General features: G+C 33.4%; 6 protein-coding genes. All 6 read left to right on the forward strand.

Going from position 1 to position 12,505, the window contains the following annotated elements; all coding sequences use genetic code 11:
- Positions 1-71 precede the first annotated feature (71 nt).
- Complete coding sequence (locus tag OZP06_RS13195; protein WP_348651433.1) at positions 72-2,873, forward strand: triple tyrosine motif-containing protein; 2,802 nt, start codon at positions 72-74, stop codon at positions 2,871-2,873.
- A 243-nt stretch (positions 2,874-3,116) separates the two neighbouring features.
- Positions 3,117-6,161 carry a TonB-dependent receptor gene (locus OZP06_RS13200; RefSeq protein WP_269222273.1) on the forward strand — a complete coding sequence of 1,015 codons (3,045 nt, stop codon included), beginning with the start codon at positions 3,117-3,119 and terminating at the stop codon, positions 6,159-6,161.
- An 11-nt stretch (positions 6,162-6,172) separates the two neighbouring features.
- The gene (locus OZP06_RS13205) at positions 6,173-7,669 is read left to right on the forward strand and encodes a RagB/SusD family nutrient uptake outer membrane protein (RefSeq protein ID WP_281323821.1); all 1,497 of its coding nucleotides are present in this window, start codon (positions 6,173-6,175) and stop codon (positions 7,667-7,669) included.
- 12 nt (positions 7,670-7,681) lie between these two features.
- Positions 7,682-9,304, forward strand: coding sequence for a hypothetical protein (locus OZP06_RS13210; RefSeq protein ID WP_269222274.1), 1,623 nt, complete (start codon positions 7,682-7,684; stop codon positions 9,302-9,304).
- Positions 9,305-9,316: 12 nt separating this feature from the next.
- Positions 9,317-10,969, forward strand: coding sequence for a family 16 glycosylhydrolase (locus OZP06_RS13215; protein WP_269222275.1), 1,653 nt, complete (start codon positions 9,317-9,319; stop codon positions 10,967-10,969).
- Positions 10,970-11,236: 267 nt separating this feature from the next.
- Positions 11,237-12,505 carry a hypothetical protein gene (locus OZP06_RS13220; RefSeq protein ID WP_269222276.1) on the forward strand — a complete coding sequence of 423 codons (1,269 nt, stop codon included), beginning with the start codon at positions 11,237-11,239 and terminating at the stop codon, positions 12,503-12,505.

A 12,505-nucleotide genomic window follows, 5' to 3' on the forward strand; every position in this document is an offset into this window, starting at 1 on the left:
AATTATTATTTAACTTATTAAAATGTTATTATTTTCAATAAGTAGTCTTTAATCTAAATACCACATCTTCTTTGAAAACAAAATACTCCTTTCTGTTGTTTTTTATATTCTCTGTGATTTTTTCGCAAGAATTGCCTCCAATTTTGAAATTTGCTCCTAGTTTTTATGGGGCTGGAAATCAAAACTGGATGATTTCACAATCTCCAAACCAATTTGTTTATGCGGCAAATAATGTTGGTTTATTAGAGTTTAATGGAGCAAATTGGCAATTGTATCCTTCTCCAAACGAAACCATTATTAGATCTGTGAAAGTTATAAATAATCGAATTTATACTGGCTGCTATATGGAATTTGGTTTTTGGACACGACAAACCAATGGTAGATTGAACTATACTTCGCTGAGTAAGGGCATGAAAAAACAAATGCTCAATGATGAGAATTTTTGGAATATCTTAAATTACGATCAGTGGGTTATTTTTCAATCTCTGAATCGTATTTATATTTATGATTCTAAAACAGAAACGTTTAAAATTATTACTGCGAAAAGTTTTATAACTAAATCATACGGTACAAATAATTCCATTTTTTTTCAAACCGTTGGCGAAGGTTTGTTTGAATTAGAACGCGGAACAGCACATTTGGTTTCAAGTAACCCAATTTTAATAAAAAACAGAATTATTAATGTTTTTGAAATAAGTGATGGGTTACTTGTGCAAACCCAATTGAATGGGTTTTATAAAGTTGTAGGAAACTCGGTATCAAAATTTAATACCGAAGCAGATTCTCAAATAGAAACCAGTAGTGTGTATAGTAGTTTAATACTTTCAGATGGTAGATTTGCCATAGGAACAGTATCGAATGGTGTATTTATATTATCTAAAGAAGGAAAATTGCAATACCATATTTCTCAAAACAAAGGTTTAAGCAATAATACTGCATTATCGTTGTTTGAAGACGTAGATGAAAATCTATGGGTAGGATTGGACAATGGAATTAATTGTATCAATTTGAATTCTCCAATAAAAAGTTTAACAGATGATACTGGCGTTTTGGGGGCTGTTTATGCTTCGATTTTATATAAGGATAAACTTTACATTGGAACCAATCAAGGATTGTTTTATAAAAATTTCAATAGCAAAGAAGAGTTTACATTTATAAATGGAACCAAAGGTCAAGTTTGGTCTTTATTTGAATATAAAGGGACTCTTTTTTGTGGGCATGATTCTGGTACTTTTTTAATTGATAATGCTTCGGCTAAATGTATTTTTTCAAATTCAGGTACATGGAAATTAGAGACGGTACCTCATCATGATAATCTATTGCTGCAGGGTAATTATTATGGAATATCGGTATTAGAAAAAGTTAATAATCAGTGGGTTTTTAGAAATAAAGTCAAAGGATTTGATTACTCTTCCCGATTTTTAGAAATTACCAATGCATTAGAAGTTTATGTGAGTCATGAAAATCAAGGTGTGTTTCGATTTCAATTGGATAAAGAACTGAAAAATGCAAGTACTATTTTTTCTTATGAATCTCCAAGAAAAGGAAAAAATGCCAGTTTGATTCAGTTTAATAATTTAATTTATTATGCAAATAAAGAAGGTATTTTTAAATTAAATCCCAAAACTAAACTTTTTATAAAAGATGATTTGCTGAGTTCTGTTTTTAAAAATGATCAATACACATCCGGTAAGTTAATTGTAGATAATTCTAATAAAATTTGGCTTTTCTCTAAAAATTACATTCATTATTTTTCTTTGAGCAAAATGAGCAATCAGCTTAAAAAAAATGTAATACCAATTCCTGCTTCTTTAACAAACTCCATGTTGGGTTTTGAAAATATTTCTCGAATTTCAAATTCAGTATATTTAATAGGAACTACAGATGGTTATTATATGATGAATTTGGATGATTTTAGTTTTAAAAATTATGCTGTTTCAATAACTTCTGTATCGGTTAATAAGCAAAATGAAAATCCTATATTCGGAAACTTAATTGACCAAGGGACTTTCGATCACGATTTTAATAACATTACTTTTAATTATTCTATTCCGGAATATAATAAGTTTATCAATGCGGAATATCAATATTCATTAGAGGGGTTCCAGGAGGATTGGAGTGGATGGAGCACTAAAACAGTTGTTAGTTTTAAAAATTTATCTCCAGGCGATTATACTTTTAAAGTAAGGGCGAAATTTGCCAATTCAATTTTAAAAGAAATAGGAGTTTATCATTTTACGGTTTTAAAGCCATGGTACAGCACTAATTTGGCTGTTTTTATTTATTTTATTCTGTTGTTGTTTATGGCTCATTTTATAAATAAAGCGTATTTAAATTATTATAGAAAACAAAGAGAAAAACTAATTGAAGAAAATAATTTATTATTAGAAATACAAGAGCTAGAAAACGAGCAAAAAATGATGAAATTAAGAAATGACCAGCTTTCATTAGATGTAGATTCTAAAAATCGAGAATTAGCCGTTTCAACGATGAGTTTGAATAGTAAAAATGAACTATTAGCCTTTATCAAAGAAGATTTGAAAAAGTCGCCCGAAAATGGAACCAATAATTTAAAATCGGTGATTAGTACCATTAATAAAAACATTAGCGAAGAAGATTCTTGGAGTGTATTCAAAGAAGCTTTTGATAATGCGGATAAAGACTTTCTAAAAAGAATAAAACTATTGCATCCTACGCTAACTCCGAACGATTTGAGATTATGCGCTTATCTAAGATTGAACCTAACTTCTAAGGAAGTAGCTCCTTTATTTAACATATCTGTACGTAGTGTTGAAATAAAAAGATATCGTTTGCGTAAAAAAATGAATTTGTTGCATGATCAAGGACTTGTAGAGTATATAATGGAGGTATAGGTATATACTTCTTTATTAAAAACACCTATACATTACCACAACATTAACGTGATAGTTGTGGTATTTTTTTGGATTTATGTGAAATTATTATTTTTATATTCTCTTGTATAAAAGGCATTTTATAAGGAATTCGTAAAAAAAAGCAAATATTTTTAAATTGTATGTTTTTTGTTGAGGTTGTTTTTATAGATTTCATAGTACTTCTTAATAAGTTTGTTACTCACTAACTTAAACATTTGAATTATGAAGTCAAATCATTTATTAATTATCTTTTTGCTTTTTTCAGCTTTTGGTTTTGCTCAAAAGAAGGATATTGCAGGAACAGTAAAAGAACGAAATACCGGTATTCCTTTATACGGGGTAAATATTTCAGACAAGAATTCTGGGAATACGGTTTCTACCGATTTTGACGGTAAATTTTTGCTCAAAGGAGTTACTCCTGGATCTACTCTAGTTTTTTCATACGTAGGTTACAAAACAAGAGAATATAAAACTACAGCAAACGATTCTAAAGTGGATATCTTTTTAGAAGACGAAGCGAAGACCTTAAATGAAGTTGTAGTAATTGGTTACGGAAGCGTAAAAAAGAAACAAGTAACAGGAGCTGTAAGTGTGGTCAATAGCAAAACTATTGAAGCACTAAGACCAGTGAAAGTTGAACAAGCACTACAAGGAACCGTTGCTGGAGTAAATGTAACCACTGTTGGTGGTGCACCAGGAGCTGACATTAGTGTGCGTATACGTGGTATAGCAACAAATGGAGAAAACAAACCAGTAGCGATTATTGATGGATATCAAGGGGATATAAGTACATTAAACCCTGGTGATATTGAATCATTAACAGTATTGAAAGATGCTCAAGCGGCTATTTATGGTGTACTTGGTGCAAATGGAATTATACTTGTTACTACTAAAAGTGGTAAAAAGAATTCTAAAGCTAAAATTTCTTTCAATTCTTCAACAGGTATTCAAGAATCCAGTAGAATTTTACCAACATTAAGCGCTACCGAATATGCATTGTTATTAAACGAAAGCTATGCTAATGGTGGAAAAGCTTTGCCTTATCCAAACGTTTCAGGATTAGGTGAAGGAACAAACTGGCAAAAAGAAATTTTTAATCCAGCACCTATTATCAATTATGATCTGTCAATATCTGGTGGTTCTGATAAAATTACTTATGCTTTCAGTGCCTCTCACTTAGGTCAAGAAGGTATCATCGGTGGCGATAAATCTGGATTTGAAAGAAATACGGCAAGGATTTCCTTAGGTGCAGATATAACTGATAAGTTAAAATTTAAAACTAACGCGACTTATACTTTGCAATCCAGAAAAACTATAAATGATAATGGTTTAGGATCTGTTTTGTTTAATGCTTTGAATGTGCCTTCTACCCAAAGTCCTTATGATAGCAATGGAGATTACACTTTAGTGCCAAAATCTGCTGGTTTGGGAATCGAGATCATCAATCCTTTAGCTCAAATAGCGAATACTTTTAATGAATATGAACTGACAAAACTAAACGGAGTTGTTGGTTTAGATTATAAGTTTACGGATGCATTTGTATTAACAGGAACTTTAGGATTCAATAATCAAAACTCTCAAGAAAGAATTTTTGCAAAACAAATATCTTATGGCGGAAAAGTTTTTGATGTAAACAGAAGCTCTGTGATTCAAAGAGCTACATTCGATAATAATTATTCATTGGATATATATGGAAATTATACTAAGAAAATTGGTGATCATAATATAGTTGGTACTTTGGGTACAACTGTTTTTAAAGAATACGGAAACCAACTTTCGGCTACTGGATTTGATGTTCCTTACAATTCATGGAATTTTGCAGATATCAGTTTGGCAAATGGTTTGCCTACTGTAGCACCAAATACTTCTTATACGTATGACGAAAGAAGATTATCGTATTTTGCACGATTGCAATATGATTTTAAAGGGAAATACCTTTTTTCTGCCATGTTAAGAAGAGATTCTTCTACCAAGTTTGGTCCAAATAATAGAGTCGCTTTCTTTCCTTCTATGACTGCTGGTTGGATAGTTTCAGATGAAAGTTTCTTTGGAGGCACTGATGGAATTGTTAATTTCTTGAAATTAAGAGGTAGTTATGGTATTCTTGGTAACGATCAAATTCCAAACAACGGATACATTTCTCAATTAAATGGTGAAGCTACTTATGTTTTTAACAATACTATGACATCTGGGTTAGCAACTGGTCAAATTCCGAATCCAAATTTAAAATGGGAACAAGCCAAAAAATTTGACTTGGGTCTTGATTTAAAAATGTTTGATAATAAAATCAATATCATAGCCGATTATTTTATAGATACCCGTGCTGATTTATTGATTCCAAGAATACCGGTATCTGCAATATTAGGAACAGCTGCACCTGGAGCAAGTGCCCCTACAATTAATGCTGGAAATGTAAAAAATACAGGAGTTGAGTTTGCTATAGATTATAAAAATACGTTTTCAAATAAGCTTTCCTTGAGTTTAGGGTATAATGTAACATTCATTCAAAATGAGGTAACAGAAGTAAAAAATGGAACTGGTTTTATTGAGGATGGTGCATTTGGAGTTGGCCAACCTGCTCCTGCTAGAATGCAAGTTGGAAAACCAATGGGCTATTTCTTTGGATACAAAACCAATGGTATTTTTCAAAACCAAGCCGAAGTCGATGCAGCTCCTTCTCAAATAGCATTAGGTGCCGAAGCACAAGCAGGAGATATTCGTTATGTAGATGTAAATGGTGATGGTGTAATTAATACGTCTGACAGAACTGATATTGGTAGTCCAATAGCTGCTGCAACAATGGGTTTCAATGTACAATTGGATTATAAAAACTTCGATTTTGTTGCTTATACTTTCGCTTCAGTAGGAAATGATATGGTTCGTAATTATGAAAGAACACTTACAGATGTAAATCGTCTAGATTATGTATTAGATCGTTGGACTGGTGAAGGTACAAGTAATTCTGTACCACGAGTTACAACAAGTGCGACTTCCAATAATGTTTTCTCTGATTATTTTGTAGAAGATGCATCTTTTATTCGTATTCAGAATGTACAGTTGGGTTATACTGTTGATCCTGCTTATTTTGCAAAAGCTGGAATTTCTAAATTTAGAGTTTACACGGGAGTAAATAACCTATACACCTTTACAAAATACAAAGGGTATGATCCAGGGGCTTCGAATGGTAGGCCTATTGGTGGAGGAATCGATTACGGTTTTTATCCAATTCCAAGAACGTACTTATTAGGTTTAAACGTTAATTTTTAATTAGTAAAAAAATGAAAAAGTATATATTTATTACAGTTACAAGTTTAGCGCTTTTCTCTGCAATTTTCGTTTCTTGTAGCGATAATTTCATCGAGCGTGATATTGAATATTCCATAGATTCAGAGAATTTCTTTAATTCTAAAAGCGATTATGACAAGGCACTTATAGCTGCTTATGACCTGCTTCAATCTAGTTATATTAATGTCTTGATGGGGGAAATAGCATCGGATAACACTTTGGCTGGAGGAGAAAATTCTACTGATACTCCAGGTATTCAACAAATTGATGATATGACGCATACTCCCGTAAATGATAATCTTAAAAATCTTTGGGATTGGATGTTTGCTGGTGTACAAAGAGCCAATTACATTCTAGAGTTTAAAGACAAAACGGATTTTGAAGGTAAAGCACAAATTATAGGAGAAGCTCGTTTTCTTAGAGCTTACTACCATTTCGAATTGGTTAAATGGTTTGGAGCAATACCAATGAATGGAGATAAAAGATTTATACCAGGAGATGAAACTAAAGTGCCTCGCTCTTCAGTTCAAGAAGTATACGCTTCTATCGAAGCCGATTTGATTTATGCTTCTCAAAATTTATCACCTACTGCTTCAGAAACAGGAAGAGCTACAAAAGGTGCTGCGCTTGCTTTATTAGGAAAAGCCTATTTGTATCAAAATAAATTTCCAGAAGCAGCTGCTGCATTAGAACAAGTAATTACTTCGTCTAAATATTCTTTAGTTTCAGACTATGCTTCTATATTCGAAATGGCAGGTGAAAACGGAGCAGAATCTATTTTTGAAGTACAATATACGGATGTTAAAGGAGCAAGTTTTGATTGTAAACAATGTGTTGATGGTAACGTTGCTGTTGGATTTAGTGGTGTAAGAGGTTATGAATCAGCTGATGGAACACCGGGGCCTAAATATACTTCTGGTTTTAGTTTTAATGTGCCGACAAAAGAAACGTACAATTCATTTGAAGTAGGTGATTCTAGATTAAATGCTTCCTTGTTGGATATTGTCGCTTGGTCAGCTGCCAATAATACTGTTTATGGTAAAGGGAATGAGCATACGGGTTATTTCAATCAAAAATACTTACCAAGATTGAGGAGTTCAAATGCTCAAGGGGATTTAAATTTAACTAATCCAAACAATTATAGAGCGATTCGTTATGCAGATGTATTGTTAATGGCGGCCGAAGCTTTGAATAGAGGTGGTATAAATGATACCAAAGCGCAAGGCTATTTGAATCAAGTAAGAGATCGTGCTTTTGGCGATACCGATCATAGAATTTCTTCAACTGGACCTGCATTAACAGATGCAATTTGGAAAGAGAGAAGATCTGAATTTGTTGGTGAAGGATTTCGTTTCTTCGATTTAGTTCGTACAGGTAAAGCTGCAGGTACAATCCCTGGATTTGTAGCTGGTAAACATGAATTATTCCCTATTCCTTTGCAGGAAATACAATTTTCAAGTGGAAATTGGAGTCAAAACCCTGGATATTAAAAAACTATTATTATGAAAAAAATACATTTTATTATAAGTCTTTTTGTTCTGGCAATCGCTATGGGTTGTTCAGAAGATACAAGTACAGTTGATTTGGATGCTATAGCAGCACCAACCAATATTTCTGCTTTGACAACAGTTACGCAGGATAATACGGGTAAAGTTACTTTCTTACCAAAAGGAGAAGGGGTTTCTCAATATGAAATCTACTTTGGAGATGGTACTACAACTCCAGCAATGGTTAATCCAGGAGAAACAGTCTCTCATGTGTATAAAGAAGGGGTGTACCAATCTAAAATTGTTGGGACTACATTAAACGGAAAACGTACTGAAGTAATTCAAGAAGTAGTAGTCTCGTTTAAAGCGCCAGAAAATTTAGTAGTGACAATTACAAATGATTTGGCCGTTTCCAAAAAAGTAACGGTAACTGCTAAAGCTGATTTTGCATTATTTTATGATGTGTATTTTGGCGAAGCTGGAAAACCAGATCCTATTTCTGCAAACAATGGCGATGCCGTTTCGTATACATATCAAAATGCAGGAGTTTACACTATTCGTGTGGTTTCTAAAAGTGCGGCTATTAAAACAACGGAATACACAGAAGATTTTACTGTAACGGTTGTAAACAAACCTTCTGCTTCTGCAGCAACGCCGCCAAACAGACAAGCTAGTGACGTGATTTCTATTTACAGTTCAAAATATACGAATGTTGCTGGAACTAATTATTTCCCAGATTGGGGACAAGGGGGTCAAGGTAGTAGTTGGACTGAATTTGATTTGAATGGTGATAAAATGCTGAATTATATCAAATTGAGTTACCAAGGAATTGCGTTGGCCGATAATACCAGTATTGATGTTTCTGGAATGGAATTTCTTCACATGGATGTTTGGACAGCTGATTTGCAAAAACTTGAAACTTCTTTAATTAGTAAAACAAATGGAGAAAAACCAGTTGTGAAAGATCTAGTGGCAGGTCAATGGAATAGTATTGATATTCCAATTTCAGCATTTACGTCTCAAGGATTAACAGTTGCAGATATCTTTCAATTGAAATTTGTTGGAACCCCTTGGGCTACAGGGTCTGTTTTTATTGATAATATTTATTTTTATAAAGCACCATCTCAATTAATTCAATTGCCTCTTGATTTTGAATCTAGTACATTGACATATGCTTGGACCGGTTTTGGAGCTGCTGATTTTGGGCCAATTCCAGTTTCACTGATCACAAATCCTGACAAATCAGGCGCTAATGTTTCCAATAAAGTTGTCAAAATCGATAAGCCTTCTGGTGCTCAAGTATGGGCAGGTGCAAGTTTGAATTTGGATTCTAAAGTAGATTTTGCAAAAGGAACCAAAATTAAAGTGACCGTTTGGTCTCCAAAAGTAGGCGCTAAGATTTTATACAAAATGGAAGATTCAACTTCGCCAAAAGACGGAAATGGAAACCCAACTATTAATGTAGAAGTTGAAGCTACTACAACTGTTGCCAATGCTTGGGAAGTATTAACCTTCGATCTTACTAGTGCAGCATCTTTCAATTCTGCAAATTCGTATGACAGAGTAATTTTATTTCCAGATTTTGGAGTAGCGGGAGCTGGTTCTACTTATTATTTTGATGATATTAAACAATTCTAAAATTAAAGGAACATGAAAAAAATAGTTTTAAATATAATAGCCATTTTTAGTTTGCTACTGATGGTGAATTGTCAGGAAGATAATTATTCTTTCGGGGCATTAGTTGCACCTTCTAATCTAAAAATAACTGCAGAAATAGTAGGTGTAACAGATCAAGCTCCATTTGGAGACGGTTCAGGTAAAGTGAAGTTTATTACAAAAGCAGATAATGCGATATCTTATAAATATATTTATGGAGATGGTGTAAACGAAACTTCTCCTGGTGGAGTTGCAGAGCACGCTTTTACAACGGTTGGGGTAAACACTTATACGGTAACCATAATTGCATCTGGAAAAGGTGGAGTGACTAGCAATACAACAGTTGATGTAAAAGTATTGAGTAATTTTAGCGATGAAAAATCTACTAATTTATTAACAGGTGGAACTGCTACTGGGAAAAAATGGTATTTGGCTGCTGGAGAAAAAGGTCATCTTGGTGTGGGTCAAAATGATGGTGATGCGGCTAAAAATTATTATGCCAATTATTATCAAGCAGGTCCTTTTGAGAAATCGGCTACTTGTTTCTATGATGGTGATTATACTTTTGCTTTAGTAGGGGGTAAAATTGAATACAAACACGATAATAAAGGGAATACTTTTTTCCAAAATTCGTACAAAAGTGTTGGTGGTGGTACTAATGGAGGTGATGACCAATGTTTACCTTACAATGCAACCGGAACTAAAATTGTAGCGCTAAGTCCTTCGACTTCTGTTGTTTCTAAAAATCCTGAAGCGGCCAAACAAACAACTGGAACGGTGATGAATTTTTCTGATGGTGGTTTCATGGGGTATTATGCAGGAGCAACTCAATATGAGATTTTATCACTTACTGAAAACAGAATGGTAGTTCGTTTTGTACAAGCAAATAATACTGGATTGGCTTGGTACCAAATATTTACTACTTCGCCTCCCGTTGCTGCTGATGATACCGTTTATACCAACCTAGTTTGGTCAGACGAGTTCAGCACAGATGGTGCGCCAGATCCTGCAAAATGGACTTACGACTTAGGAACAGGCTCAAATGGATGGGGAAATAATGAAGCTCAAAACTATACGAATGTAGCTAAAAACGTAAAAGTTGAAGGTGGAAACCTTATCATTACTGCAATAAAAGAAGCTTCTGGTGGAAAAGAATATTCTTCGGCTCGTATCAAAACACAAGGATTGTACGATTTTAAATATGGTACGATCGAAATGAAAGCCAAAATGCCTAAAGGCGCTGGAACATGGCCTGCTTTCTGGTCACTTGGTGCTTCGGCTGGAACATGGCCAGAAATTGGAGAAATCGATTTTATGGAGTTTGTGGGAGCAAAACCAACTCAAACACAATCTGCTCTACATTATCCTAATAATTCAGGGGGTAATGCTAAGGTAAAAACGACTGTAATTGCAAATGCCGATACCGAGTATCATATTTACAAAACCATTTGGTCTCCAAAAACCATTCGTTTTTATTTAGACGGAGCATTGTACTTCACATTTGACAATTCAGATACTTCATTACCATTTCACAAAAACTTCTTTATGATCTTAAATGTGGCAATGGGCGGAAATCTTGGTGGAGCAATTGATCCTGCTTTTACACAATCAGCAATGATTGTAGATTACGTAAAAGTATATCAATAAATAATTAATGAAATGCATCAATTGCAAGTAGGTTGGCTCAGGCTAACTTACTTGTACATTGATTGTATTTATAAAGTTAATCTCAATTTATAATCCATTATACGAAATTATCGAACCTCAGTTCAAATTTTCAAGAAAGAATTAAGATTGTATAAAACCATAAATTTCTAAACTAGTATTTTTTTCTAAACACTCAATTAAACCAATTTTAATGTTTTTTAGATTCTGATTTTCATTTTTAAAAAACGTTCAAATTAAACTATAATTATGCGAAAAATTATTTTTTTACTTCTCTTTTGGAATTGTACAACCACTATTTATTCTCAAGCAGATAAGGTTACGATAAATCAAAGTAAATTAGGATTTAAACTCAAGGTTAACGGACAAGATTTTATTGTCAATGGAATGAATTGGGATTATTTCCCCATTGGCAAAAATTATACTTATATCCTTTGGGAACAGCCAGAGGAAATAATCAGAAAGGCATTGGACAATGAAATGCCATTATTAAAAAATATGGGGGTAAATACCATTCGAGTTTACACTGGTATTCCCAAAAAATGGATTGAATATATTAATAAGAAGTACGGCATTTATACGATGCTCAATCATTCATTTGGCCGATATGGTTTGTCAATTAATGGAACTTGGATTGCCAATACCGAATATTCAAACACCAGTACTCACGAAGTACTTTTGAATGAGGTCAAACAATTAGCTACAGATTATAAAGACACCAAAGGCTTACTATTGTTCTTGTTGGGTAATGAAAATAATTACGGTTTGTTTTGGGAAGGTGCCGAAACAGAGAATATTCCAGTGCAAGACCGAAAATCTACTGCCCGTGCTCAAGCGTTGTACCAATTGTTTAATGAGGCTGCCGTTGTCATGAAAACTATTGATAATTCGCATCCAATTGCAATTTGTAATGGTGATCTTCTTTTTCTGGATTTAATAGCAAAAGATTGCCCAGATGTAGATGTTTTTGGAATCAATGTGTATCGCGGAATCTCTTTTGGTGATGTATTCGAAAGGGTGAAAAAAGAATATGGAAAACCTATTTTGTTTACTGAATTTGGTTCGGATGCTTTTAATGCCATAACCAATAAAGAAGATCAAAAGGCACAGGCAACTATTCTAAAAGGAAACTGGCAAGAAATTTATGAAAATGCTGCGGGTATTGGCAAAAGCGGAAATTGTATTGGTGGTTTTACTTTTCAATTTAGCGATGGTTGGTGGAAAATGGGACAAACCACAAATCTAGACATTCATGATTCAAGCGCTTCTTGGGGTAATGGTGGTTATGTTTTTGATTTTGAAAAAGGCAAAAATAATATGAATGAAGAATGGTTCGGTATTTGTGCCAAAGGGCCAACAACTGAAAACGGAATGTATCAATTAAAACCAAGATCAGCTTATTATTTATTAAAAAAAGTACATCAACTTAATCCATATAGCAACAGCAATTCATTAAAGAAGCTTCAAAATAGTTTTAAGAAAATTAAAATAATTGAAACTTCAAAAAAGGCAGAATAA

This window comes from Flavobacterium sp. IMCC34518, assembly GCF_027111095.2.
Taxonomy (GTDB): domain Bacteria; phylum Bacteroidota; class Bacteroidia; order Flavobacteriales; family Flavobacteriaceae; genus Flavobacterium; species Flavobacterium praedii.